Consider the following 25,150-nt stretch of genomic DNA (forward strand, 5'->3'; position numbering starts at 1 on the left):
CAGCACTCTACAAATCCCCTCCAGGGAGAGCCGTTCAAGCAGAAGAAGCTCAATGAGCCTCTTCTGCTCTGGACTCAGACTACAGTTTTGCCGGTGAAAGACAAACTGCCTTCTGCAGTCCTTGCACTTGCCTCTGGCCTTACCATAGTAGGTTTTGCCATTTTTGACTATATTCACACTGCCGCAGTAGTAGCATGACCTGTTCATGATGGTGTAAAAGTTGTTCGCACTCCTTTTTACCACTACTGCGGTCTTTTTTGTTATGCCATCATTACTTCTGTAGGACTACCTTGATTGGGACTGGGATTAGGTTATAAAGACACAGGACGTAAGACACAAGACACAGGATTCTTTTTGAAGACAAGAGCCGCTGAAATATTTCAGCGGCTCTTGTCTTTATGTCTCAAGAACTATCTCGTGATATGAGGGGTTTGAGTAAAACTCAGTTATATATAAGACTATAAAACTCGGCTTCTGTGAAAAAGGTCACAAGCCGAAGGGCCTTCTTTGTGCTCTGCGAACCCGTGTAGTCAAAGACTCCACCTTATCCTTAAGTCATTAATCTGGAGATTCGCGAGAGTGCAAAAGTTTTTTGTCTTATGTCCTTCGTCTTAAGTCTTTTCTAATTCTGAAGAATCATGTCCTTTACTGCATCTACCCACATCGGTTCAGAATTCAGGCTTTCTACCAGTTGCCATTTCTCACCACCAGCTTCTAAAAACATCTCCTTAAATTCTTCGCCTACTTCTATAGTTGTTTCCAGACAGTCTGCTACAAAGGCGGGACTGTAGGCCAGTACTTTCTTGATGCCTTTAGCAGGTAAGTCCTGCAGAATGACATCGGTATAGGGCTTCAGCCAAGGGTCTTTACCTAAGCGTGACTGAAAGGCTACGGTATATTGGTCTTCGCGCAGACCAAGCTCAGCAGCCAGCAACCTGGACGTGGCATAGCAAGAGGCGCGGTAGCAATACTTGTTTCGTTTATTATAGGTGTTGCAGCAGGCACCTAACTGGCAATAACCTTTGTCGCTACCTTTTAGTACATGTCGCTCTGGCACTCCGTGGTAACTGAAAACTACAAAATCGTAGTTGTCTTTGGCCATGTGCTGTTTGCCAAGTTCTGCAAAAGCTTTTATAAAGCCAGGGTCGTCGCAGAAGCTGGAGATGAAGCTGATGTTTGGAATAACCCACCAGTCTTTTACAATCTCCATAATTTTATCCTGTACAGAACCTGTAGAGGCAGAAGCATATTGCGGAAACAGCGGCAGAACTATAATTCTATCCACACTCTGCTCGCGCAATTCTTCCAGTGCGCTTTTTATACTTGGGCTCTGGTAACGCATACCAAAGGCTACATAATAGCCATTGCCAAGCGCTGTTTGCAGCTTCTCTTTCAGGTCCAGGCCATGGTAAAGCAGCGGCGAGCCTCTTTCCGTCCACAGTTCTTTATAAATCTTGGCCGATTTTGGTGCCCTGAACGGAGCAATCACACCATTAATCAGAGCATAACGCGCAATGGCGGGTATATCTATCACACGCTTGTCCAGCAGAAACTCACGCAGGTATTTTCTTACGTCAGGGGTATTAGGTGTATCTGGGGTACCAAGGTTTACCAGTAGCACGCCAATTTTACCAGTGTTCTTTTTGCTCATTTACTTACAAATGCTTTTCTGATACAAAGATACGAAGTATAAACTGTTTGTTGCCCATCGAAAATTTCTATGGGAGATAGAGAAGTGTCTATTGCTAAAGCAGAAACAATAGAGAAAGTTTTAGTAGTTCCGAGTTCTTGGTTCCGATAAACAAAGTATTAACTGAGCTAAAACCGACGCTAGAACACTAAAGTTTTGTAAATGAAGCGCTATAAAAGTAACGGCTGCACGTGTCGTCGCTGCTACAGTACGCCAACTCCTTCGTGTATCGTCCATATTAGCACATTATCACAATTCTACCTGTCTGAAAATCAATAATTAAAACATTCGTACGGCATCTCGTAAAAAAGAAGTACTTTTGCATCCTTAAATTTAAGAGCATGGCCGAAACACCTCATAAAGCTGGTTTTGTAAGTATAGTAGGTAAACCAAACGTTGGTAAATCTACGCTGATGAATGCTTTGGTAGGGGAGAAGCTTTCCATTATCACGTCCAAAGCACAAACTACCCGCCACCGCATTATGGGTATACTTAACGGAGATGATTTCCAAATTGTATATTCTGACACGCCTGGTATTATAAAGCCGCAGTATGCGCTGCACGAATCCATGATGGGTTTTGTACGCACTTCGCTGGAAGATGCCGACGTGATTCTGTTCGTGACCGATATTTATGAGAAGCACGACGAGGACGATGTGATTAAGCGCCTGCAGCATGCGGAGGTGCCTATTCTGCTACTGGTAAATAAAATTGACCAAGCCACAGAAGAGGAGCTGACCGAGAAGGTGGCGTACTGGCAGGAGAAAATGAATCCGACGGAAATACTGCCCATTTCTGCGCTTCATAATTTCGGTTTAGAGCACTTATTTGGTCGCCTGCTGCATTATTTGCCCGAACATCCTGCTTTTTATCCGAAAGATGAACTGACTGACAAGCCTGAGCGTTTCTTTGTGTCGGAGATTATTCGGGAGAAGATTCTGCTCAACTATAAAAAGGAAATTCCTTACAGCTGCGAAGTTGTCATTGAGGAATTTAAAGAAGAAGAGGAGATTATCCGTATCCGCGCTGAGATAAGTGTAGAGCGCAAAAGCCAGAAAGGCATCGTGATTGGGCACAAAGGCGAGGCACTTAAAAAAGTGGGTATGCAAGCCCGTGTGGATATGGAAGAGTTTTTCCAGAAGAAGATATTTCTTGATTTGTATGTGCGCGTGAACGAAAACTGGCGAACTGACCAAAAGCTGCTACGGCGCTTTGGCTACAGCGAGTAAGTAGGCGCATTGCATAAAGCTTCGGGGCAAGGCGCTCCGAGGGCACTTTAACTATTTTATTTTTATTCGATGTCATCAAATGTCATTGCAATTGTAGGCCGCCCCAACGTGGGCAAGTCTACTTTATTTAACCGCCTGATTGGTCAACGTATGGCCATTATGGACAACGAGAGCGGCGTGACCCGCGACAGAAGCTACGGCCACGGCGACTGGATAGGTAAATTTTTTACTGTGATAGACACAGGTGGCTACGTACACGGTTCCGACGATATTTTTGAAGGAGAAATAAACAAGCAGGTAGAGTTGGCTATAAAAGAAGCCGACGTAATTCTGTTTATGGTGGATGTAGATGCAGGCCTTACCAGCTTGGATGAGGAGTTTGCTAATGTACTTCGCCGTACCAACAAACCTATTTACATTGTAGCTAACAAAGCCGATACCCATGCACGTGCGCACCAAATGGGTGAATTCTATGCTTTAGGCATCGGAGTAGATGTTTTCCCGATCTCTTCACAGAACGGTTCTGGAACTGGCGACCTTTTAGATGAGGTGGTGAAGCACTTTAAAGACGAAGGTGTAGAAGATCCTGATGCTGGTATTCCGAGGCTGGCCGTACTTGGTCGCCCGAACGTTGGCAAGTCTTCTTTTGTAAACCTGTTGTTGGGTGAGGACCGAAACATCGTAACTGATATTGCTGGTACTACCCGCGATGCTATCCATTCTCGTTACAATGCCTTTGGCAAAGAGTTTATTATAGTAGATACAGCTGGTCTTCGCCGCAAGAGCAAAGTGAGCGAGGACATTGAGTTCTACTCCGTAATGCGCTCGGTGCGCGCCCTGGAAGATGCTGATGTTTGTATCGTGATGCTGGATGCTACGCGTGGTATAGAGGCGCAGGACGTTAATATTATTACCCTGGCCGAGAAAAACCGAAAAGGCATTGTTATACTGGTAAACAAGTGGGATTTGGTTGAGAAAGACACCAATTCTACCAAAGAGTTTGAGGAGGAGATTCTGGAGCGCATTGCCCCAATTAAGTATGTGCCCGTTATATTTACTTCGGTGGTAACAAAGCAGCGTGTGCACAAGGCTGTAGAGAAGGCGATGGAGGTGTATGATAATAAAACTCAGAAGATTTCTACCTCTAAACTGAACGACCTGATCTTGCCAGAGATTGAGCGATATGGACCGCCAGCAATTAAAGGAAAGTTTGTGAAGATAAAGTATATCACGCAGTTACCAACACACAATCCTACGTTTGCTTTCTTCTGTAACCTGCCGCAGTACATTAAAGACCCGTATGTGCGCTACCTGGAAAACAGTATCCGCAAGCACTTTGGGTTCGAAGGCGTTCCGATTAAGTTGGTGTTTAGGAAAAAATAATTTGCGATAATTAAGAGATTCAAATATAGTAGTATATTTGCTCCTCAATTTATAAAAATCATCAAAAACATCATGAAAAAAGTATTTGGTTTACTTTTCGTTGCTGGCCTTTTCGCTTTTGCATCTTGCAACTCTGAGGCTACTACTGAGTCTGAAGCTACTGAAGAAACTGTAGTTGAAGAAGCTCCTGTTGAGGAGGCTCCAGTTGTTGAGGAAGCTCCTGCAGCTGACTCTCTTGAAGCTGATACAACTGTTGTACAGTAATTAGCAGCAAAAAAACCACCTGGCGCATGGCCAGGAAACAGAAAAGGCACCTCAAAAGGGTGCCTTTTCTGTTTTTGTAACTTACTCTTTGGTTGGTGCGTAAGCGTTTGGGTATTGCAGAAAGCTGTAGCAATACCTAAATTATAAAAACCAGAAGATCATGAAAAAGACATTATATTTATTCGCACTAGCTGGGCTTTTTACATTTGCTTCTTGTGAATCTACTGAGAGTAGAACAGAGGAAACCGAGCAAAATATTGAGGAAGGTTCTGAAGAAATGGAAGATGAAGCAGAGCAAACTGCTGAGGATATAGAAGAGGGAGGAGAAGAAGCTGCAGGCGAGATCAGAGACTAGATACCTAAACAAGTATAAAAAGCGATGACGGATCATCAACATGATTCGCCCTCGCTTTTTTATGTAAAATTATAAGAGCAAAAGATAGGAGAAACTCTAGCGCTAGCAGGAGTATTAACTGCGCTAGAGGGCACTTCAAAGCCTTTGTGCATTATTTACTTTTAACTTTGATAACTATGAAAAAAGTATTATTTATGTTCCTGGCAGTGGGAGTGCTTAGTTTTGCCTCTTGTGCCTCAACCGAAAACAGCGTTGAAGATACTGCCGAAGAAGTAGGCGATGAAGTAGAAGACGCAGCAGATGAGGTAGAGGACGAAATCGATAGATAATCTGAAGCAATGCAACAGCCAAAGCGGTATCGCTGGAAAAGCATGTGTCAACGCTGTGGATTAAGATTTTCTCTGCTCTAGAGGCTATGTGAAAACTGAAAGGGGCTGCCTGATTTATCAGGCAGCCCCTTTTTGCAGTTGGTCTACAAGTAATTATGGTCCAAGCCTTTTTTGAATAAGGCTATTCACCAGTTCGAACAGTCGCTTAGGGGCGAAAGTACGCCATGGAACTTGTTCAAGAGAGCCGCCATAGTTAATATAGTAATCTAGGTTGTAGTTCTTCATCTCGTCTATTACAAAATCCTGAAAACCAAGCGCTGCAATCCATCCTTCTTCAATATCCTCGAACCATTCTTCGTAATAAGAATCGTCGGAGCCATGAAAGTTGAAAACATTTTCGCCAATTATGATAAAGTGACTGATGCCTTCGTGTACCAGCGGGTCTATGATATTACGCTTCAGCTTCATGATATCATTATGCAGTGTATCATTCCACTCTCCGATAAATTCGATAACAGTGAAGCCTAATTCGTAATCAGCATAAAGTATCTTAAGAAAGAGTGTTTCAGAGTCGATATCGTCCCACTGCGGATGGATATAGTATCCGTAAATAGTATTGGTATACTGGGATAGACTGTTCTCTGCACCATAAAGAGGAGAGCGTGGGTCCTCTGACGCATAATAATTGTCAATCCAATTGTAAAAAGGTTCTATTGTATGCATAGTCTAAATATAGCTGCCGCTACCGCGATCAAATCATGCCTTATTTACTCCTAAGGCTCATTCGGAGTTAAGAGTTCCGCATGTTTTATTAAGAATTTATTGTTTCTGGATTAGTTTGAGGTTGCTACGGCAAAGATACAAAGTGCTGTACAACTGGAACTGTTTTAGCTTTATGTGCGATATAAAAGAAATTAGCGTTCAAATAATAAATTGAAATTATACCACTGCATGAATCTATTTTTTCTCCAGAACAACAATTATAGGCTCAGCTGGCAACCTTGTTATAAGTTGTGCTTGTTGTTATTCCTGTTAATAACTGCTGCTCAAACAGCTAAAGCCAATCCAGATTATGTTAAAGCATACTACCCGCTGATAAACGAGGCAGAACTGAAAGTTGTGTCTCAACAGTACGACTCTGCGCTTGTGTATTATCAGCAGGCTTTTACGACGGTGTCGGCTCCGCTTGCAAGAGATTATTACAATGCAGCAGTGTGTGCTATGCTTACCGCTAACCAAAAGCAGACGGTGGAATATTTAGAGCAGCTTGTGCTGAAAGGAGTGGCCTTCTCTTATTTAGAGAGTCAACCTGTTTTTGAAGAGTTGCATACTACCAGGCAATGGCGAAAGTTTAGGCGCAAATCCCGAAAGTACCGCCGTACATTTGAAAGCACAGCAAATTTGGATTTGCGTGCCGACCTGGATGAGCTTTACGCGCGGGACCAGTATTTCAGGCAAGCAGAAGGAGGGCTGCGGGTGTATCGTGATACGCTGCGCGAAATAGAATCTGCTAACGTAAAGATGCTGCTGAACTGGATTTCGCAGTACGGTTACCCTGGAGAAGCCTTGGTTGGAGTAGCTGATACACTGGAGGAATTGCCGCGCTATAGCATTGTAATTCAGCGGCAGACAAAATTAAAAGGGGGCTTCGACTTTACAAGCATACTAACGCAGGCAGTGCATGAGGGTAAGCTTGCGCCGCAGGCAGCTGCTTACCTCATGGACCAACAGGCAGGCAAACATATTTATAGCAGCAGGGCCTTTATAAAAGTAAATTGCAATAACCCTGAGGACTGTGCACAAGACAAAAAGCTTGAGAAAACGCAAGGTTATCTTGTAGAGAAGTTAAGTGCAGGTGAGCTAAGTGAAGTTAACGAGAGGCGCTCCAAGTTAGGTTTAGAACCTTTGGCAGATTATAGAAAAAAAGTGCGGTATAACCTTCAGGATGATAGGTTCAAGTTGAGCTATGGTTGGTCTGTAGCAAACTACTATGTACCGAGTAGAGAGGCTGTCGATGTGATTATGGAAGGCTTGGTTGAGGCGGAGTAGGTGTCGGTTTAAAGCAATGTAATACTCCGCAACACACTTAGTAAGAGGTAAGTACTTTTAAATCAAAAGCCCTGACAAAAGAACTTTGTCAGGGCTTTTGATTTTGGTTAGACGCTATCGCTCTTCCTGAAAGCTTCGATAGCTGCCCGAACGCTGCCATATTTTTGAAGCAGGGCGGCGGCTTCTGGTTTGGCAAGTTGTAATTCTTCCATTAGCATGCGGTTGCCTCTGCCTACCAACTTCTCGTTAGACAACTGCATGTCAACCATCTTATTTCCTTGCACGCGGCCTAACCGAATCATGGTGGAGGTTGTGAGCATGTTTAACGCAAGCTTTTGTGCTGTGCCAGCTTTCATGCGGGTGCTGCCCGTAACAAACTCAGGCCCCGTAATTACCTCTACGGGGTAGTCTGAGACAGCAGCAATCGCACTTTCTGTATTACAGACGATACAGCCAGTGGCGATGCCATGCTTGCGGCACGTTTCCAAGCCACCTATCACGTAAGGTGTTCTGCCAGATGCCGCAATTCCTACCACAATGTCATTTTCTGTGATACGGTATTTCTGTAGATCTTTCCATGCCTGGTGCTGGTCATCTTCCGCAAATTCAACCGCTTCCCGAATAGCGCTGTCACCTCCAGCTATCAAGCCTACCACCATGCCCTGCTGAACACCAAATGTAGGGGGGCATTCCGAAGCATCTATTATACCTAAGCGGCCACTGGTGCCTGCTCCTATATAAAATAAACGACCACCTTTCTGTAGTAGCTCTACAGTGGCAGTCACTAGTTTTTCAAGTTGCGGTATCGCTTTTTCTACTGCTAAAGGAACAGTTTTATCTTCACGATTGATATTCTCCAATAATTCCTGTACAGACATCCGTTCCAGGTGATTATAGTTAGAGGCAGATTCGGTGGTTGACACGTTGATCGTTTAAAGTGAAAATTATAGAAGGAAAAAGCCTTCCGAAGTAACAATTGAACTACGTTAGCTGAGTTTTGCTCAGCCTTTACAAGTTCGTTATACGGTGCCAGCTTTAGAAAGTAACTGCTGGTGGTATTCTACTAAGCCTTCGCTTGGGCTACCAATAATTCTGTTGATGTTGACGCCATACTTCTTTGCTACCTGCTTTAGCTCTTCAGAGAAATAATGAGCAACAGAACCTACAAAGTTTACTGGTAAATCAGGAAAACCATCATACTTGCTGATGTGCCTTTCGAATAAGAGAGTAAAGTTCTCATATATCATGGCATGTATAACTGGGTTTTTGCGCTTCTCGTGCATGAACTTCGCAAAGGAAGCCATGTAGCGGCTTGGCATACTCGAGCCGTAAAGCTCTTCCAGAATGCCATTTTTTGTGAGATTGTAGCGGTTCTGCAACGTTCTGGCCAACTCCTCAGGAAGTTCACGATATAGGTAAGCACTAATGAGCAATTTGCCCATGTAGGCACCGCTGCCTTCGTCGCCTAACAAAAAGCCAAGAGATGGAACATTATCTACTACATCTTTACCATTGTATAGGCAGGTATTGGAGCCAGTGCCTGCAATACAGGCAATGCCTGTCTCTTGGCCACAAGCCGCACGAGCAGCAGCTAACAAGTCATGGTCTACATAAATAACAGCGCTCGGGAAAAGGTGAGACAGGGCATCTTCTACACGCTTGTTGCGGTCTGGTGAGCTACATCCTGCACCATAGAAATGTATTTCGGAAGGAGTTTTATTTATCAGCTGCGGTAGCAGCGTTGTTTCTAAAACATTCTGTATCTCATCGGCCTCCTGGTACATAGGGTTGAAACCTAATGTATAAACCTGCTCCAGCATACTATCAGCGTCTATCATACGCCAATCTGTTTTCGTGGAACCGCTATCAGCAATTAGTATCATAAATATCGTTTTAGGATAATAATTATTAGTCGTTCTCTTAAGAGTGTTATTTTTTATGCCTTTTTAACTAGCCCTACTGCCTGAAACTTATCAAAAACGAATTCTTCATGAGGTGCGTCTTTCATTTCTGCTGTAAGGTCTTGTCCTGCCCAGTGCTCGTAGTGCTTACCATCTCGCCATAGTCTCGATTTCTTCACATCGTAGATAACGCCTTTGTAGGCAACCCAAATTTCATCACGGTCCTGGCCATTTCTTGATGCTAACTGCTGCAGTGTATATACTGGTAAGTCCATGTTTTAAATTTGGAGATTTGGAGATGGTAAATTAGGCAGAAAGTAAAGTGCATGATGGTAAAAATATACATCAAACATTAATAGTCATGTTTCTACAACATCAAATTTCCGCATCTCCTCATTTTCAAGTAAAATGATTAGCCTATGCGGGCTTGGGTCAAAATCCATCGGTTTGGTACTTCGCCTTTGCTTGCCTGCAAGTAATCTTCGTAGCTGCAAGGTACTATTCTGGAGCCTTTGTCGCTGGCAAGTGCCTCCACCTCCAGCCACCATTTTTCGCTTTGCTTGCTCTTATAAAAAACCATTCTGTCTGGGTTCTCATCAAAGGCAACGGCATACTTCGTGAATTGTTTGCTTCTAAAGCCTACTTCTTGCTTCCGATGGTAGAAGCCTTCAATAAAGTACCAGATCATGGTGGCAATCGTCATAGCTGTTAGTTGCTTCTCGTCCTGCTCAGGGTCGTACTCATAAATGCCGATAGACGTTAAGTTGTCGTTAAGGCCTGCGTACCAACAAAGCTGGCATGCTTCCTCGCCTGTCAGACCGAATGGGTTAGATGGCTCGTAGCAGGGGGCGTCCTGGTAACGGATAGCCTTGATATCGAAGGTTAACAGGTCTGCCATGCGTACTACTGGTTCCATTTCCTGCAGGCTTCGGTGTACCTCGCCTAAACGGTAAGCCTCAAAATGCAGCTTTTCCAAAGTAGCCATCACCTCCGTTTCAACCAAGTACGACTGGTAGCCGATCTGCCCTAAGCTAAAGAGGTAGTTTGGCTCGTGCATCAGAATTCTGCGTAGTTGCTTTCGGTTTGGAGAAGCTTCTACCAGTTCAGTCATGTCTACGCTGCTATCTACGGTTACCATGTTTACCGCACGCTCCATGTGCTCATACCCAAGGTATTGCCCGTACTCCAAATCGTGAGAGCCGCCTATAATAACAGGCAAGGTATTATGCGAAATTAGTACCTCAACAATCTCTTTCAGGCGCAGGTAAGTATCCTCTAGCGTAATGCCAGGCCTCAGGTTTCCGAGGTCAACAACCTTACAGCGGCCCGACCCTTTGTTTAGGTCGTACAGTTTCAGGCGTACAGCACGGGCTGGAGCTACGGCACTGTTTTGTTCGTCAGTGTTGGAGCTGCCTCTGCTTTCGTTTATGCCAAGCAAGGCGATATCTGCGTTTCGCCAGTCAGGAAACTTGCTTACAAAGCGATTAATGTAAGCCCCTAGCGTTCGTGGTTTGTCAAGGCTAACAAACACATCCTCGTTAAGTGGCTCGAAAAAGATAGAAAGGTTCATAAAGCTTTACTGAGAGAATCAAATATAGCAAAAAAACCAAGTTGTAGAGCTGTGCTAAAGCTCATATGTAACCTTAGGTATAGAATTACTTATAAATATTGGCCCTGCTCAATATTTTAGATGCATAAGTGGCAGATTTCAGAAAAAATACTTAAATCGCATTAATGAAAAGTTAAAAGTGAGTAAATACTAACTTTTTGTTTTGTTTCGCATAATCCCCTGTTACACTAGAAAAAAACATGAATACTACCCGTATACTCGATCTCCTTCCGCATCAGCTTCAGAAGTTTCCGCAGCCAGATTGTCTAGCTGCAAAAGTAAACGGGGAATGGGTGAAGTATAGCACGCAGGATGTGCAGGATAAAGCGGACCAGATAAGCCTGGGTCTTCTAAAATTAGGTGTTGGAAAGGGAGATAAGGTAGCCATTATATCAATGAACCGCCCAGAGTGGGTATTGGCAGATTTTGGTATTCAGCAGATAGGTGGCATTAGTGTACCAATGTACCCCACAATAACCGTTGAAGATTATCGCTATATCTTTAACGATGCAGAAGTAAAGGTTGTGTTTGTTGCAGACCAGGAGCTATACAACAAAGTGGCTGCTGCTACGGCGGGCATGGACAGTGTTAGAGAGATTTACACTTTTGATACGGTGCAGGGAGCTAAGCACTGGTCTGAGGTGGTAGAGTTGGGTAAAAGAGACGATCCTGCTAAACTGTTGCCTTTGAAAGCAGCTGTAAGCCCAGAGGATATACTTACCCTGATTTATACTTCTGGAACAACAGGCAGCCCTAAGGGTGTAATGCTCACACACAATAACCTGATGAGCAACGTGATGGGAACAGAGCCTTATGTGCCTGTAGATTATCGCCACCGTGCTCTTAGCTTTTTACCGTTGTCGCATATTTTTGAGCGCATGCTGCTGTATCTATATATGCGCATTGGTGTGTCGATCTACTATGCAGAAAGCATAGAGAAAGTTGCTGATAACCTGAAGGAGGTGCAGCCACATGTGTTTACTACTGTACCACGCCTGCTGGAAAAAGTATATGATAAAATCGTGGCCAAAGGCTTGGAGCTGACAGGTATCAAACGCAAATTATTTTTCTGGGCCCTTGAGCTTGGTTTAAAGTATGATACTCGCGAAAACCAAGGTTGGTGGTACAATAAACAGTTAGAACTAGCAAATAAGCTAATCTTTAATAAATGGCGAGAGGCCCTAGGTGGGAACATAAGAGCTGTTGTGTCGGGCGGCGCGGCATTGCAACCTCGTCTGGCACGCGTGTTCTGGTCTGCTAATATTCGGGTAATGGAAGGCTATGGCTTAACCGAGACATCGCCTGTGATTTCCGTGAACCGCTGGGAACCTGAAAACAATATGATTGGTACGGTGGGCATGGCTATAGACGGGGTAGAGATAAAAATAGCGGAGGACGGTGAGGTATTGTCGCGTGGGCCGCATATTATGAAAGGCTACTATAAAAAGCCTGACCAAACCGCCGAAGCCATCGATGCTGAAGGTTGGTTCCATACAGGAGATATCGGTGAGTTGCTGGAGGGAAAGTTTCTGAAAATTACAGATCGCAAGAAGGAAATGTTCAAGACTTCGGGCGGCAAGTACATCGCGCCTCAAATTATAGAAAATAAGCTGAAGGAATCTGTGGTAATTGAGCAGGTGATGGTAGTAGGGGAAGGGCAGAAGTATGCGTCAGCCCTTATCGTGCCTTCGTTCCTGGGGCTACAGGACTGGTGTCAGTTTAAAGGCATACCTTATACTTCGGATGAAGAAATGATTACAAGGCCTGAGGTAATAGACAAGTTTAAGCGCGAAGTTAACAAAACGAACGAAGGGCTGGCACAGTACGAAACAATTAAAAAGTTCAAGTTGCTACCGAAGCTATGGACGATAGAAAGCGGTGAACTGACACCAAAGCTTAGCGTGAAGCGCAGAGTTATTACTACAAAGTATGGCCACCTGATTGAAGCTATGTATAGTTAGTGCTTTAAATCAACAGCCACAGTTTATAAAAGCAGCCTCTTCCATAGCGGAAGGGGCTGCTTTTTTTATAACCATTTCAGCTTTTTCTGCATAAACAAAAGAAGCACTTAAGTCGAAGAAGTAAAATGGCTGATTGGCTTAGGTGTAAGCGAGTTAAAATTTTTGTTAAATTAGTATGCAAGCATAACATATTTCGTTATATTTGGTATACATCAATTTTAATGCATGAAGCCTGAAGAAACAGTAGATTATAACTTCAAAGTCTGTTGGCATGCCATTGCACGGATGTACAATACAGAAGCTGCCAAAAGCGATATAACCACATCTGTAGGGTTTGTTTTGCTGAACATCAACCAGGAAGCAGGAACACCCGCCACCAAAATAGCTCCCTTGCTTGGCTTGGAGGCCCGCAGCCTTACCCGCATCCTGAAAAGCATGGAAGAGCAGGGCCTAATCTATAAGGTGTCTGACGACAAAGACAAGCGCCTGGTGCGCATCTTTTTAACGGAGAAGGGGTTGGAGAAAAAAGAATTTGCCCGACAGACGGTAAAGCGATTTAATCATAAAGTACGGGAGGAGCTGTCGCAGGAAGATCTGGAGGTGTTCTTTCGTGTGTGTGCCCGCATACAGGACATGATAGAAAATAAAGACGTATTCTAAAACTATAGGTAACCATTCATACCATATGAAAAGAACCATTAAAAAAGTAGCCGTTCTGGGCTCAGGCGTAATGGGTTCTCGCATTGCCTGTCACTTCGCCAACATTGGCGTGCAGGTGCTGCTGCTGGACATTGTTCCGAAAGAACTGACGCCAGAGGAAGAGAAAAAAGGACTGTCGCTGGAAAATAAAACTGTACGTAACCGCCTGGTAGACGGGCACCTGCAGGCAGCTATTAACTCAAACCCCTCGCCGCTGTATCGTAAGTCTGATGCCCGCCTAATTAAAACAGGTAACTTCGACGACGACATGAAGGACATAGCCACAGCCGATTGGACTATTGAGGTGGTGGTAGAGAACCTGAAAATCAAGAAAATTGTCTACGACCAGGTAGAGCAGTTCCGCAAACCTGGCACCCTCATCTCCTCGAACACTTCGGGTATCCCAATCCACCTGATGCTGGAGGGCCGCTCCGACGACTTTAAAAAGCACTTCTGCGGTACGCACTTCTTTAACCCGCCGCGCTACCTCAAGTTACTGGAAATTATACCTACGCCCGAAACAGACAAGGATGTAGTAGACTTCCTGATGCACTACGGCGATCTATACTTAGGAAAGACCACGGTGCTGGCAAAAGACACACCTGCCTTCATCGCAAACCGTGTGGGCATCTATGGCATTATGCAAACGCTGAAAGCCATGGAGAAAACAGGTTTAACGATTGATGAGGTTGATAAAATAACAGGCCCAATCGTGGGCCGTCCGAAGTCTGCTACTTTCCGCACGCTGGATGTGGTTGGTTTGGACACTACTATCAACGTGGCCAACGGACTGTACCAGGCAGGGGAGAAGGATGAGTCGCGCGACTTGTTTCAGATACCTGGCTACGTGCAGCAGATGGCTGAGAACAAGTGGCTGGGCGACAAAACAGGTCAGGGTTTTTATAAGAAAACAAAAGATGCCAAAGGCAAAACCGAAATCCTGACACTGGACCTAAACACGATGGAGTACGGGCCGAAGCAGAAGGTGAAATTCCAGAGCTTGGAAGCCCTGAAGCCTGTGGAGGACCTGCGCAAACGCATCCAGGTATTTTCCCGCCAAACAGACAAAGCCGCTCAGTTCTTCAACGAGACGCTGTTCGGGCTTTTCCAGTATGTGAGCAACCGTATCCCTGAAATCTCCGACGAACTATACCGCATCGACGATGCCCTGCGTGCTGGCTTCGGTTGGGAGCTAGGTCCTTTTGAGTATTGGGATGCCATTGGCGCCCGTGAAGGTGTGCAGCGCATGATCGAGTCAGGCTATGAGCCTGCGGCTTGGGTAGAGGAAATGCTAAACAGTGGCAAAGAGTCCTTCTACATTGTAGAGAACGGCAAACGCCGCTACTACGACCTCGAAAGCAAGGAATACAAAGCTATACCTGGTGCCGAGAACTTTATAATCCTGAATAACCTGCGTGGCAGCAGTTTGGTGTGGAAAAACAGCGGCGCCTCTCTTATAGATTTAGGCGATGGCATCCTGAACGTGGAGTTTCACACGAAAATGAACGCCATGGGCGGCGATGTAATCCAGGCGCTGAACAAAGGTATAGACATTGCCGAGAAGGATTTCCGTGGTATGGTAGTGGGCAGCGACGCTGCAAACTTCTCAGCTGGTGCCAATGTGGGCCTGATTTATATGTATGCCCTGGATCAGGATTATGACGAACTGAACATGATCATCAGGCAGTTCCAGAACACCATGATGCGCATGCGCTACTCAGCTATTCCTGTGGTGGGCGCGCCCCACGGCCTTACGCTGGGTGGTGGCTGCGAACTGAATTTGCATTGCGACCACATACAGGCGGCTGCCGAGACTTACATGGGCTTGGTAGAGTTTGGTGTTGGTTTGATACCTGGCGGTGGCGGTACAAAAGAAATGACCTTACGTGCCGCGGATGCTTATGCTGATGGCGATATTGAGTATAACGACCTGAAAAACGTGTACCTCAACATCGGTATGGCCAAAGTGTCTACCTCGGCTAAAGAGGCTATTGACTTGGGCTATATCCGTGCAAAGGATTGTATTACCATCAACAACAACCGACTGATTGCCGATGCCAAAGCGCAGGCTATACTGTTGGCGGAAGCGGGCTATACCAAGCCTGTGCAGCGCACGAATATCAAGGTGCAGGGCAGAGGCGCTATGGGTATGTTCCTGACAGGTGCGAATGCCATGTATACGGGCCGCTACATGTCGGAGCACGACCTGAAGATTTCGCATAAGCTGGCTTACGTAATGTGCGGTGGCGATTTGTCTTACCCAACCGAGGTAAGCGAGCAATACCTGCTGGACCTGGAGCGTGAAGCCTTCCTGTCGCTGACAGGCGAGCGTAAGACGCTTGAGCGTATCCAAAGCATCCTGACCACAGGCAAACCGCTGAGGAATTAAGCCGAACCGTAAGGGCAGGTCGCGACCTGTCCTTACAACCACATACAATCGTTCTTTGTCATCCTGTAAGGATCTTGTTAGAAGGGAGTTAAAGCCTTTGCTATGAAAAGCCACAACTACTTTGTTTACATCATTACCAACCCAGGTAAGAATGTGCTTTATGTTGGTGTGACAAATGACTTGGTTACGAGGCTGTAACAGCACAGGGCGAATCGGGGAAAGCCTGAAAGCTTTGCTGGCCGCTACTGCTGCTATAAGCTGCTGTACTACGAGCGTTATACGTATGTGCGGCATGCCATTGAGCGGGAGAAAGAGCTGAAACTTCTTGGGCATGAGCAGAAGATGGATCTCATCAAAAGTGAAAATCCATACCTGCGGTTTCTGAAGGTTGATGACTAAACAAGCGCTTAACCTCCCTTCTACCAAGATCTTTACAAGATGACAAAAGGGAAGGTTAGTAAATGATGGGAAGCCCCGATGAATGTGCAAAGCATCTGGGAAAAGAAAAGTCCCCTCTCTGTCATTCTGAAAGAAACTTGGTAGAAGGGAGGTTAAGCAGGAGCAAAAAGCAGATACTTCTGTCAACAAAGATTCTTACAGGATAAAGAGAAGTTATAGAGTATAGCCGATAGTTTTAACTATAAAAAAGCATCAAAATGAACAATGCATATATCGTAGCTGGATTTCGTAGCGCCGTGGGTAAAGCTGGGCGTGGCGGCTTTCGGTTCACCAGGCCCGACGATTTGGCCGCTGAAGTAATCAAACATTTAGTTAAATCAGTGCCAGCCCTGGATCCTGAGCGGGTAGACGACCTGATTGTGGGCAACGCAGTGCCAGAGGCAGAGCAGGGCCTGCAGATTGGCCGAATGATCTCGCTGTTGTCGCTGCCCATGTCAGTTTCTGGTATGACGGTGAACCGCTACTGCGGCTCAGGTCTGGAAACCATTGCCATGGCCGCTAACCGCATACAGGCAGGTATGGCCGACTGTATTATAGCAGGTGGTACTGAGTCGATGTCGATGGTGCCTACGGCTGGCTGGAAAACAGCGCCCAACTATAAAATCGCCAAAGAAAATCCAGACTGGTACCTGAGCATGGGCCTTACAGCCGAGGCTGTGGCCAAAGATTACGATGTTTCACGTGAAGACCAGGATGAGTTTGCTTACCAGTCGCATCAGAAAGCGCTGAAAGCAATTGCCGACGGCGTGTTCAAAGACCAGATTGTGCCGATTACTGTGGAGGAAACTTACGTGGACGAGAACGGCAAAAAGAAAACCCGTTCTTACGTGGTAGATACTGATGAAGGGCCTCGTGCCGATACCTCTATGGAGGCGCTGGCCAGGCTGAAGCCTGTGTTTGCAGCAGGCGGTACGGTAACCGCTGGTAACTCTTCCCAGACTTCAGACGGTGCCGCCTTTGTGATTGTGATGAGCGAGCGCATGGTGAAGGAGCTGAACCTGGAGCCGATTGCCCGCATGTTAGGCTATGCCACAGGAGGTATAGATCCACGCATTATGGGCATGGGGCCAATTGCTGCTGTACCAAAAGTGCTGAAGCAAGTAGGTATGAAGCTGGATGATATCGACTTGATTGAGATGAACGAAGCTTTTGCGGCTCAGTCTATCGCTGTGATGCGCCACCTAGACTTTGATCCAGCCAAGCTAAACATAAGTGGCGGAGCCATCGCTTTAGGACACCCGCTGGGCTGCTCAGGCGCCAAGCTAAGCGTGCAGCAGTTTTCAGAGCTACGTCGCCTCGGCAAGAAATACGGTTTGGTAACAGCCTGCGTTGGCGGCGGACAAGGCGTGGCAGGAGTGTATGAACTTTTAAAATAGGCGCTAGATACTAGATCTTAGATGTTAGACTTTCTTCATGCACAGCTTTAAGAATTTAAAGATTTGGCAACGTTCAATGGAGTTAGCAAAGTTAGTGTATGAAACTACAGCTAGCTTTCCATCAAACGAGAAGTATGGTTTAACATCTCAAATCAATCGAGCGGCTGTTTCTGTCCCATCAAACATTGCTGAAGGGGCAGGTAGAAACTCAACCAAAGAATTTGCGCAGTTTCTAAGTATAGCATTAGGCTCAGCTTTTGAACTAGAAACACAGCTTCTTTTAGCAAGCTCAATTGGGCTTATAAAAGAGGCTTCACTTTATCCTCTGCTGGGTCAACTAGAGCAGATACAAAAGATGATTCACAGTTTTAGGAGTTCAATAATAAAAAAATCTAATATCTAAAGTCTAGCATCTAAAATCTAAAAAAATATGGCAAACCAAACAGCAACCATAAAAGGAGGCGAGTTCCTGATAAAGGAAACTAGCCCGCAGGATGTATTTACGCCTGCAGAATTTAATGAAGAACAACAGATGATGGCGCAGACATGCCGCGATTTTGTACGGGATGAAGTATACCCGCTGCTGGATCGGCTGGATGCCCATGAGGAAGGCCTGATGGAGAGCCTGATGAAAAAGGCAGGAGAACTGGGGCTTTTTGCTGTGTCTGTTCCAGAGCAGTATGGCGGCCTGAATATGGACTTCAATACTGCTCTGCTGGTAACGGAGGCAGTAGGTGGCGGACATTCCTTCCCGGTGGCCTTTGCGGCACACACAGGTATAGGTACGTTGCCCATCTTATACTTCGGTACAGATGAGCAGAAGCAGAAGTATGTTCCGAAGCTGGTAAGCGGCGAGTGGATGTCGGCTTACTGCTTAACAGAGCCAGGTTCAGGTTCTGATGCCCTGGCTGCAAAATCTAAGGCAGTGCTGAACGAGGCTGGAACACATTATATCCTGAACGGTCAGAAAATGTGGATCACTAACGCTGGCTTTGCCGACGTATTTGTGGTATTTGCGCAGGTAGACGGCGACAAGTTTACAGGCTTTATTGTAGAGAAAGACTTTCCTGGTCTTAGCCTAGGCAATGAGGAGCACAAAATGGGTATCAAAGGGTCTTCTACCCGCCAAGTGTTTTTCGAAGATTGCCAGGTGCCAGTAGAGAACGTACTGGGCGAGATCGGGAAAGGACACCTAATCGCGTTTAACATCCTGAATATTGGCCGCATTAAGCTGGCTGCTGCTACGCTGGGTGCTTGCAAAAAGGTAGCAGACCTATCGGTGAAGTATACAAATGAGCGTCAGCAGTTCAACTTGCCAATCTCAAAGTTCGGTGCTATTCGCTACAAGCTGGCAGAGCAGGCCATTCGTATTTATGCCGTAGAATCGGCGATGTATCGTGCTGGTATGGATATCTACCGCATGGAGCAGGAGCTTATGGCGCAGGGCAAAGACGAAAACGAGGCACTGCTTGGTGCAGCGCGTGAGTTTGCCGTAGAATGTGCCATATTAAAGGTAGAAGGCTCTGAAGTGCTGGATTATGTAGTGGATGAAGGAGTGCAGATTTACGGTGGTTACGGTTTCTCTGCCGACTACCCGATGGATCGTGCTTACCGCGATGCCCGTATCAATCGCATTTTCGAAGGAACAAATGAGATTAACCGCATGCTGACGGTGGATATGATTCTGAAGAAAGCGATGAAGGGTGAGTTAGACTTGATGGGACCAGCACAGTCAGTGCAAGAAGAACTAATGGCTATTCCTGATTTTGGGGCCGAAGAAGAAGGTTTGTTTACGGCAGAATACAAGGCTATCAGAAACCTGAAGAAAGCTATACTGATGGTGGCTGGCACAGCTGTTCAGAAGTACATGAATTCGCTAGCAAAAGAGCAGGAGATATTGATGAACGTAGCTGATATGGCTATCAAAACCTATGTAGCAGAGTCTACGCTGCTACGTGTAGATAAGCTGGTAGGTCAGAACGGTGAAGAAGCTGTGGCTAAAGAGATTGACATTGTGCGTGTGGTTGTGAATGATGCGGTAGATGCGGCCTTCAAAGCTGGTAAAGAGGCTATTGCCGCCATGACTGAAGGTGATGAGCAGCGCCTGTTGTTTATGGGCTTAAAACGCTTCACAAAAAAAGATCTTTTCAATACAAAAGAAGCTCGCCGCCGCATAGCAAGCAAGCTGATTGAGGCCAACGGGTACGTTTATTAATTTCTGACAAATTATAATATTGTTATTAAGGCTACTGTTTATATACAGTGGCTTTTTTGTTTTTTAGTATTCTAGATATTGTATAAATTTTCGGCTTAAAATCGGAAGTTCAACCAGTTTTTCCGTAAGGTGAGTAAGCACCTTAACTTGACCATAAATGAAACTATGAGTATTACTTGTCTGATTCCCTTTTTTAATGAAAAGGAAAGAATAGGATGTGTGTTAGAAGTGGTAACAAAGATAAAAAGTGTTACCCAGGTACTTTGTGTGGATGACGGATCAACAGATGGTACATCAAAAATCATAAAGTCGAAGTGGCCAAAGGTGCAGCTCGTGAAGCTTCCGAAAAACGGAGGAAAAACGGCTGCTATACGTTACGGACTTCAACATGTGAAAAATGAGCACGTGCTGATGATGGACGCAGATTTGCAAGGACTGAAGAAAGAAGAAATAGAAGATGCCATAAAAGCTTATACAGAATATGACGCTATTGATATGGTGATTTTACGGCGAGTTAATTCGCCTTGGTTTGTGAAATGGTACCGGAGCGACGTGCTCTTATCGGGTGAGCGCATTTTACGCACAGCCGACCTGAGAGAGATACTTGCGCAGTCCTTAAAGCCGTACCAATTAGAGGTTGCCATCAACCGCTATATGCTGCGGCATAAGAAGCAGGTGCGGTGGGTGCCTTGGTCGGCGCTTAACACTTATAAAGTCGATAAACTTGGTGTTTGGGATGGTTCGGTGCGCGAGTTTCTGATGTATGTAGATATTGTAAATTATGTCGGTCTCTCGCACATGATGCTGCAGCTGGCTTCATTCACTAAGCCCGTATCCACCTACAGCGAAAGCAAAGGCTTCAGATACGAGCTTAAATCAAAGTTACGTTACAGGCTATTTTAACTGTATATGGCTCAATCGTAATCCGTCTGCTTTCCTGTTTGGCCTCACAACCGTAATAATATCTTTTTCTGAAAGCCAGCTGGTGAAGTCTTTTACATAAGCCAAATTTGTATCGTTAGCTACTTTTAAACCTACTGCTTTAGGCGCTGTGGTAGTGCCTGTGCTGGTATCAATTTGGCGTAGGTATAAGTCGTGCTTGCCGTTCAGGTTTTCCAGCGTGAGTAGGTGTAGTGTTTTCCCCTGTAGGGTAGCAGCGTAAGAAATTCCCGAAAAAGCTTCTTCTGCAGGAGCCTCCTGGTTTTTCATCAACACAGAATTCCAGGCACTGTTCATGTATTCGTCGTAGGCAAAGAGATGTAGTTCCTTGGCAAAATACGGCGAGTCTTTTCCGCCCGCCACATACTTTTTCTCCGCTAACACCACCAGTTTTTGTTCTGGCGTAAGGTATAAGTCGGACAGGTAAATGTCTTCCAGGCGCTGTGGCTTGGGGCCGCTGCTTTTATCTAGCGTGTTAATCTTGGCCAGATAATCGGGTGTGAACTTAAATTCCTCTGCAAAAACCATGTCTTCTGCCTCAAAATCGAATTTAACGGCTTTTAAGCTGTAGTACTTGCTTGTTTGTTGGTTTGCAGTAAGCACCGCTCCGTAAAGCGAGCCCTGGGGCATTAGGTTGAATTTTGAATCGATGATGTACACCTTTTGCCCATCAAACACACCGCCTACCAACACCGACATAACTTTTGCTTCCTTTGCGTTTAGCTTATACAGGCGTACCGTTAGTCGGTTCATGTTATCAGAAATAAGACTGATAAATTGATCGCCGCTGTTGTTTACCTGTACGTCTGCCGAAAGTATAGCTGGTGTGTCGCTAAGATCATAGTTGGTGTCGCTCAGTTTGGAGAGGTTGCCATCGTACAGGGTGCCGCTTATTTTTTGTATTTGCTGATTCGCTGTGGTTTGGTAGCGGAAAACAAGAAGTTTGCTACCGTCGGCTGAGCTTGCTATACCCGCTCTTCTTGCTTTGGCAGGGGCCTCTAAGAGCAAAGTGTTTTGTTGCTTTTTACCAGTTGCAAGGTTTATGCGGTGCCCAAATAGCTGTTGAGAGCCTTGGCCATTATCGCGGCGTGTGATAACAATAGCAGCATCTTTGTTTGTGAAAAACGCTTCAACGGTTTCGGAAGGTTGTAACGGAATAGCCTCTTCCCATGTTTTTTTTAAATTAGCGCTATACTTCTCTACGGTGTAAGTGTCCGCTGCCTTTCGGCTAAGTATCAAAAAATCATCTTGACCAACAGGAATAGTTTTATGAGCGATGCGCTGGTTGTAGCGATCTTCACCAGCATCTGGTAAATAGCTAAAATCTACTGAGGCCTTGGTTCTGGACTGTGCCTGTATAACAGTAGCGCTGCAAAGGACACTTAAAAATAATATAGCTGTAACGAATAGTTTTTTCACGCGTGTAAATTCGAAATATTTTGGTGTAGTAAAATTCTGTAGCCTTTGATGCGTATCGGGTATAGAGCTTATACTATTGTTTCTCGTGGAACCAAACCCTTCGCTCTTTGTGCTATTTTTGTAACTGTTCGGAGGTATATATAAATATAGCAGAGCCTATTTTAATAATGGAATAAGTTATAGTTTTTAACAAGTTTACATAAAAATATTGGCTGTTCCGTAACCTGCTCCAGAAAGATTGGTACACTAAACTATGAAATTTTTACTCAAGATTTTCCTTTTTATAGCTCTCATTGTAACAGGTAAATTAGCGAAGGAGAATGATGTGAAAACGGCAGAGGCAATGCCTCTAAAAGCTCCTGCTGTGCCTGATTACAACTACAATCATAAAGCTGATGCTTTGAGAGGTTTAGATGAATTAGAAGAGGTTAACAATCAAACTATAACTTTGATTGATTAAAATTATACGCTAGAAATCTTAACTAATCCGGCTCCAGTTAACTGAGTTGACGCTTAAAGACTGAATATGCCTGCGAATATTCTGGTTTTGCGGCTGTTCCAGCTGTGGGTCCTCGTTCAGAATGTTTTGTGCTGCTGCACGCGCTTCCTGTAGTATAGGCGCATCTTTGGCAAGGTCCGAAATAAGTAAATCGAGCACGCCGCTCTGCTGCGTACCCATCAAATCTCCAGGCCCGCGTAGCTTCAGGTCTATATCAGCAATCTCGAAGCCGTTGTTGGTGCGTACCATCGTCTCCAGTCTTGTTTTGCTGTCTTTGCTCAGCTTGTAGCCCGTCATCAGTATGCAGTAGCTCTGGTCGGCCCCTCGGCCTACACGGCCCCGCAACTGGTGCAACTGCGACAGCCCGAAACGCTCAGCACTTTCAATAATCATCACAGAGGCATTCGGCACGTTTACACCCACTTCAATTACGGTGGTGGCTACCATTATCTGCGTCTCGTTCTTCACAAATCGCTGCATCTCGTAGTCTTTGTCCTGCGCCTTCATTTTTCCGTGCACCATGCTGATCTTAAACTCAGGGAAGGCACGTTTCACGCTCTCGTAGCCGTCCATCAGGTCTTTATAGTTCTCCATCTGCTCCGACTCTTCTATGAGCGGGTATACAATGTACACTTGGCGGCCCAACATTATCTGGTCGCGCACAAACTGGAACACCCGCAACCTGTGGCTATCGAAGCGGTGGGTAGTGATGATTTCTTTACGGCCCGCTGGCAACTCGTCTATTACCGAAACATCCAGGTCGCCGTAGAGCGTCATGGCCAGCGTACGAGGTATCGGTGTGGCCGTCATCACGAGCACGTGCGGGATAACGCGCGGGTTCTTGCGCCATAGTTTAGACCGCTGCTCCACCCCGAAACGGTGCTGCTCATCCACTATGCAAAGGCCCAGGTTCTGGAACTGCACCACATCCTCCAGCAGTGCATGCGTACCTACAATCATCTTCATTTCACCCGACTGCAGTTGCTCGTGCAAAATTCTGCGTTCTTTTGTTTTGGATGAGCCAGTTAGTTTGCCAATGTTAATGCCCAGGCTATCGGCGTATTGCTTCAGGCCCACATAGTGCTGGTCGGCCAGAATTTCGGTTGGTGCCATCAGCACCGACTGCGCCCCGTTATCGGCGGCAATCAACATAGTAATAAAAGCGACTATTGTTTTGCCTGAGCCTACATCGCCCTGCAACAGGCGGTTCATCTGCTTACCCGAAGTTAAATCAGCATAAATTTCCTTTACCACCCGCTTCTGTGCGTTAGTCAGATCAAAAGTGAGGTGGTTTTTGTAGAACTCAGTAAGCATGGGCACCTGCTTAAAAACCTGCCCTTTCAGGTCGGCTTTGCGCACCACTTTCTGGCGGAACAGGCGCAGCTGTATGTAAAACAGTTCCTCAAACTTCAGCCTGAACTTGGCCTTGTTATACTTGTCTACCGTTTCGGGGAAGTGGATATTCAGCAGCGCGTTGCGCTTGTCCATCAGGCGGTAGTGCTCAATCAGTTCTGGCGACAGCGACTCCTGTATGTTCGGGAAAGCCACCTTCAGCAATGCCTCCATCATCTTGCTGATTACTTTGCTATCGATGCGGTGGGCTTTCAGCTTCTCGGTGGTGTGGTACACGGGCTGCATAAAAGCAGTTGTTTGCTTTTCCTCGGCCAGCTCTTCCAGCTCGGGGTGCGCCATATTAAACTTCCCGTTAAAGGAAGTTGGCTTTCCGAACACAATATAGTCGGTGTGGTTTTTCAGCGTTTTCTGCATCCACTTTACGCCCTTGAACCACACCAGGTCCATTTCGTCACCGTTCTCGTCTACCAACGTAGCCGCCAAACGTTGCTTTCTGCCTTCGCCCAGTAGCTCCTTGCCTCGCACACGCCCGCGCACCTGCACGTAAGGCATGCTCTCGTCCAGGTCCCGAATTTGGTAAAACTGCGTGCGGTCGAGGTAACGGAAGGGGTAGTGCTGAATGAGGTCGCCGTAAGTGAAGATCTGCAGCTCCTTCTGCAACAGCTCCGCCCGCATCGGTCCCACGCCTTTCAGAAACTCAATTTTTGTGTTGAAGAAGTTGTTCACGCTTCGCGATTACGAATGAAGGATGATGAATACACAAAGATAAAAGATTCTAAGGTATAGGAGTAGCAGAATCGGCCGCTTTAGAGTATTGTTTGAAAGTAGAGGAGGGGCTGGCTGGAAAGGGGCAGTTACTTTGATACTCATCGAAAATCGTTTTTTGCGCCTGCCATTGTTGTGTGTTTTTACTAACAACCTCTTTGGGATTACTAACGCTACTTCCTCAATATTTGCGTTGTGGGCTTATGTAAAGGAGCCATTGTCATAGCTTTTAGTTTAGGTTTGGTTGTTGGTGAGAACACCAACAAC

At 45.7% G+C, this 25,150-nt stretch carries 25 protein-coding genes; 16 read left to right on the plus strand and 9 right to left on the minus strand.

Annotated features, from left to right (window positions below):
• Positions 1 to 207: IS1/IS1595 family N-terminal zinc-binding domain-containing protein (locus LN893_RS20990; RefSeq protein WP_439651218.1), on the minus strand; the 207-nt coding region annotated here is incomplete at its 3' end.
• Positions 208 to 622: 415 nt separating this feature from the next.
• Positions 623 to 1,651 carry a ferrochelatase gene (hemH, locus tag LN893_RS15480; protein WP_229971638.1) on the minus strand — a complete coding sequence of 343 codons (1,029 nt, stop codon included), beginning with the start codon at positions 1,649 to 1,651 and terminating at the stop codon, positions 623 to 625.
• Positions 1,652 to 2,031: 380 nt separating this feature from the next.
• Here hemH and era point away from each other — a divergent pair, with 380 nt between their 5' ends.
• The 5 genes from era (at position 2,032) to LN893_RS15505 (ending at position 5,250) form a co-directional block, all read left to right on the plus strand.
• Positions 2,032 to 2,919 (plus strand): GTPase Era, encoded by an 888-nt coding sequence (gene era / locus LN893_RS15485; RefSeq protein WP_229971641.1) that lies wholly within the window; start codon positions 2,032 to 2,034, stop codon positions 2,917 to 2,919.
• 69 nt (positions 2,920 to 2,988) lie between these two features.
• Positions 2,989 to 4,302, plus strand: a complete 1,314-nt coding sequence (gene der / locus LN893_RS15490; RefSeq protein ID WP_229971643.1) for a ribosome biogenesis GTPase Der — start codon at positions 2,989 to 2,991, stop codon at positions 4,300 to 4,302.
• Positions 4,303 to 4,374: 72 nt separating this feature from the next.
• Positions 4,375 to 4,566, plus strand: a complete 192-nt coding sequence (locus LN893_RS15495) for a hypothetical protein (protein ID WP_229971645.1) — start codon at positions 4,375 to 4,377, stop codon at positions 4,564 to 4,566.
• A gap of 160 nt (positions 4,567 to 4,726) precedes the next feature.
• Positions 4,727 to 4,921, plus strand: a complete 195-nt coding sequence (locus tag LN893_RS15500) for a hypothetical protein (RefSeq protein WP_229971647.1) — start codon at positions 4,727 to 4,729, stop codon at positions 4,919 to 4,921.
• 176 nt (positions 4,922 to 5,097) lie between these two features.
• Complete coding sequence (locus LN893_RS15505) at positions 5,098 to 5,250, plus strand: hypothetical protein (protein WP_229971648.1); 153 nt, start codon at positions 5,098 to 5,100, stop codon at positions 5,248 to 5,250.
• A gap of 153 nt (positions 5,251 to 5,403) precedes the next feature.
• On the opposite strand, the gene LN893_RS15510 is transcribed toward LN893_RS15505, so the two are convergent.
• Positions 5,404 to 5,973: a hypothetical protein gene (locus LN893_RS15510; RefSeq protein WP_229971649.1), complete on the minus strand. Its 570-nt coding sequence runs from the start codon at positions 5,971 to 5,973 to the stop codon at positions 5,404 to 5,406.
• A 297-nt stretch (positions 5,974 to 6,270) separates the two neighbouring features.
• Here LN893_RS15510 and LN893_RS15515 point away from each other — a divergent pair, with 297 nt between their 5' ends.
• Positions 6,271 to 7,299: a hypothetical protein gene (locus tag LN893_RS15515; protein WP_229971650.1), complete on the plus strand. Its 1,029-nt coding sequence runs from the start codon at positions 6,271 to 6,273 to the stop codon at positions 7,297 to 7,299.
• Positions 7,300 to 7,406: 107 nt separating this feature from the next.
• Here the strand turns inward: LN893_RS15515 and murQ are convergent, their stop codons facing one another.
• From murQ to LN893_RS15535, 4 genes are all read right to left on the minus strand, one after another.
• Positions 7,407 to 8,222 carry an N-acetylmuramic acid 6-phosphate etherase gene (murQ, locus tag LN893_RS15520; protein ID WP_369427687.1) on the minus strand — a complete coding sequence of 272 codons (816 nt, stop codon included), beginning with the start codon at positions 8,220 to 8,222 and terminating at the stop codon, positions 7,407 to 7,409.
• A gap of 96 nt (positions 8,223 to 8,318) precedes the next feature.
• The gene (locus LN893_RS15525) at positions 8,319 to 9,182 is read right to left on the minus strand and encodes a BadF/BadG/BcrA/BcrD ATPase family protein (protein ID WP_229971651.1); all 864 of its coding nucleotides are present in this window, start codon (positions 9,180 to 9,182) and stop codon (positions 8,319 to 8,321) included.
• Between the two features lie 53 nt (positions 9,183 to 9,235).
• On the minus strand, positions 9,236 to 9,475 hold the full coding sequence (locus tag LN893_RS15530; protein WP_229971652.1) for a cytochrome b5 domain-containing protein: 240 nt from the start codon (positions 9,473 to 9,475) through the stop codon (positions 9,236 to 9,238).
• Between the two features lie 137 nt (positions 9,476 to 9,612).
• Entirely contained in the window at positions 9,613 to 10,770 is a 1,158-nt protein-coding gene (locus tag LN893_RS15535; RefSeq protein WP_229971653.1) for a formimidoylglutamase, read from the minus strand.
• Between the two features lie 239 nt (positions 10,771 to 11,009).
• On the opposite strand from LN893_RS15535, the gene LN893_RS15540 reads away from it, so the two are divergent.
• The 9 genes from LN893_RS15540 (at position 11,010) to LN893_RS15575 (ending at position 20,811) form a co-directional block, all read left to right on the plus strand.
• Positions 11,010 to 12,770 (plus strand): AMP-dependent synthetase/ligase, encoded by a 1,761-nt coding sequence (locus tag LN893_RS15540; RefSeq protein WP_229971654.1) that lies wholly within the window; start codon positions 11,010 to 11,012, stop codon positions 12,768 to 12,770.
• A 225-nt stretch (positions 12,771 to 12,995) separates the two neighbouring features.
• A complete protein-coding gene (locus tag LN893_RS15545) occupies positions 12,996 to 13,430 on the plus strand; it encodes a MarR family winged helix-turn-helix transcriptional regulator (protein ID WP_229971656.1) in 435 nt (144 codons plus the stop codon).
• A gap of 25 nt (positions 13,431 to 13,455) precedes the next feature.
• A complete protein-coding gene (locus LN893_RS15550; protein ID WP_229971658.1) occupies positions 13,456 to 15,858 on the plus strand; it encodes a 3-hydroxyacyl-CoA dehydrogenase/enoyl-CoA hydratase family protein in 2,403 nt (800 codons plus the stop codon).
• A gap of 102 nt (positions 15,859 to 15,960) precedes the next feature.
• Positions 15,961 to 16,056 carry a GIY-YIG nuclease family protein gene (locus LN893_RS20795; protein WP_369427688.1) on the plus strand — a complete coding sequence of 32 codons (96 nt, stop codon included), beginning with the start codon at positions 15,961 to 15,963 and terminating at the stop codon, positions 16,054 to 16,056.
• Positions 16,057 to 16,143: 87 nt separating this feature from the next.
• Positions 16,144 to 16,257 carry a GIY-YIG nuclease family protein gene (locus tag LN893_RS21015; protein ID WP_500797097.1) on the plus strand — a complete coding sequence of 38 codons (114 nt, stop codon included), beginning with the start codon at positions 16,144 to 16,146 and terminating at the stop codon, positions 16,255 to 16,257.
• 257 nt (positions 16,258 to 16,514) lie between these two features.
• Complete coding sequence (locus LN893_RS15560; protein WP_229971660.1) at positions 16,515 to 17,693, plus strand: thiolase family protein; 1,179 nt, start codon at positions 16,515 to 16,517, stop codon at positions 17,691 to 17,693.
• Between the two features lie 37 nt (positions 17,694 to 17,730).
• Entirely contained in the window at positions 17,731 to 18,096 is a 366-nt protein-coding gene (locus tag LN893_RS15565) for a four helix bundle protein (protein WP_255710085.1), read from the plus strand.
• Positions 18,097 to 18,123: 27 nt separating this feature from the next.
• Complete coding sequence (locus LN893_RS15570; protein ID WP_229971664.1) at positions 18,124 to 19,908, plus strand: acyl-CoA dehydrogenase FadE; 1,785 nt, start codon at positions 18,124 to 18,126, stop codon at positions 19,906 to 19,908.
• 165 nt (positions 19,909 to 20,073) lie between these two features.
• Positions 20,074 to 20,811 (plus strand): glycosyltransferase family 2 protein, encoded by a 738-nt coding sequence (locus tag LN893_RS15575; RefSeq protein WP_229971665.1) that lies wholly within the window; start codon positions 20,074 to 20,076, stop codon positions 20,809 to 20,811.
• Here the strand turns inward: LN893_RS15575 and LN893_RS15580 are convergent.
• Positions 20,803 to 22,266, minus strand: a complete 1,464-nt coding sequence (locus LN893_RS15580; RefSeq protein WP_229971666.1) for a hypothetical protein — start codon at positions 22,264 to 22,266, stop codon at positions 20,803 to 20,805. The genes LN893_RS15575 and LN893_RS15580 overlap by 9 nt on opposite strands.
• 253 nt (positions 22,267 to 22,519) lie before the next feature.
• On the opposite strand from LN893_RS15580, the gene LN893_RS15585 reads away from it, so the two are divergent.
• Positions 22,520 to 22,726, plus strand: a complete 207-nt coding sequence (locus LN893_RS15585) for a hypothetical protein (protein WP_229971667.1) — start codon at positions 22,520 to 22,522, stop codon at positions 22,724 to 22,726.
• Between the two features lie 18 nt (positions 22,727 to 22,744).
• On the opposite strand, the gene recG is transcribed toward LN893_RS15585, so the two are convergent.
• Positions 22,745 to 24,844 (minus strand): ATP-dependent DNA helicase RecG, encoded by a 2,100-nt coding sequence (recG, locus tag LN893_RS15590; protein ID WP_229971669.1) that lies wholly within the window; start codon positions 24,842 to 24,844, stop codon positions 22,745 to 22,747.
• Between the last annotated feature and the right edge of the window lie 306 nt (positions 24,845 to 25,150).

Source organism: Pontibacter harenae (assembly GCF_020907245.1).
In the GTDB taxonomy this organism is placed as follows: Bacteria; Bacteroidota; Bacteroidia; order Cytophagales; family Hymenobacteraceae; genus Pontibacter; species Pontibacter harenae.

Coding starts and splice junctions, on each gene's coding strand:
- LN893_RS15525 (WP_229971651.1), bottom strand. CDS start 9,182: ATGATACTAATTGCTGATAGCGGTTCCACGAAAACAGATTGGCGTATG.
- LN893_RS15505 (WP_229971648.1), top strand. CDS start 5,098: ATGAAAAAAGTATTATTTATGTTCCTGGCAGTGGGAGTGCTTAGTTTT.
- LN893_RS15510 (WP_229971649.1), bottom strand. CDS start 5,973: ATGCATACAATAGAACCTTTTTACAATTGGATTGACAATTATTATGCG.
- der (WP_229971643.1), top strand. CDS start 2,989: ATGTCATCAAATGTCATTGCAATTGTAGGCCGCCCCAACGTGGGCAAG.
- LN893_RS15495 (WP_229971645.1), top strand. CDS start 4,375: ATGAAAAAAGTATTTGGTTTACTTTTCGTTGCTGGCCTTTTCGCTTTT.
- LN893_RS20795 (WP_369427688.1), top strand. CDS start 15,961: ATGAAAAGCCACAACTACTTTGTTTACATCATTACCAACCCAGGTAAG.
- hemH (WP_229971638.1), bottom strand. CDS start 1,651: ATGAGCAAAAAGAACACTGGTAAAATTGGCGTGCTACTGGTAAACCTT.
- LN893_RS15530 (WP_229971652.1), bottom strand. CDS start 9,475: ATGGACTTACCAGTATATACACTGCAGCAGTTAGCATCAAGAAATGGC.
- LN893_RS15550 (WP_229971658.1), top strand. CDS start 13,456: ATGAAAAGAACCATTAAAAAAGTAGCCGTTCTGGGCTCAGGCGTAATG.
- LN893_RS15535 (WP_229971653.1), bottom strand. CDS start 10,770: ATGAACCTTTCTATCTTTTTCGAGCCACTTAACGAGGATGTGTTTGTT.
- era (WP_229971641.1), top strand. CDS start 2,032: ATGGCCGAAACACCTCATAAAGCTGGTTTTGTAAGTATAGTAGGTAAA.
- LN893_RS15565 (WP_255710085.1), top strand. CDS start 17,731: ATGCACAGCTTTAAGAATTTAAAGATTTGGCAACGTTCAATGGAGTTA.
- LN893_RS15540 (WP_229971654.1), top strand. CDS start 11,010: ATGAATACTACCCGTATACTCGATCTCCTTCCGCATCAGCTTCAGAAG.
- LN893_RS15500 (WP_229971647.1), top strand. CDS start 4,727: ATGAAAAAGACATTATATTTATTCGCACTAGCTGGGCTTTTTACATTT.
- LN893_RS15560 (WP_229971660.1), top strand. CDS start 16,515: ATGAACAATGCATATATCGTAGCTGGATTTCGTAGCGCCGTGGGTAAA.
- LN893_RS15545 (WP_229971656.1), top strand. CDS start 12,996: ATGAAGCCTGAAGAAACAGTAGATTATAACTTCAAAGTCTGTTGGCAT.
- LN893_RS15585 (WP_229971667.1), top strand. CDS start 22,520: ATGAAATTTTTACTCAAGATTTTCCTTTTTATAGCTCTCATTGTAACA.
- LN893_RS15570 (WP_229971664.1), top strand. CDS start 18,124: ATGGCAAACCAAACAGCAACCATAAAAGGAGGCGAGTTCCTGATAAAG.
- LN893_RS15575 (WP_229971665.1), top strand. CDS start 20,074: ATGAGTATTACTTGTCTGATTCCCTTTTTTAATGAAAAGGAAAGAATA.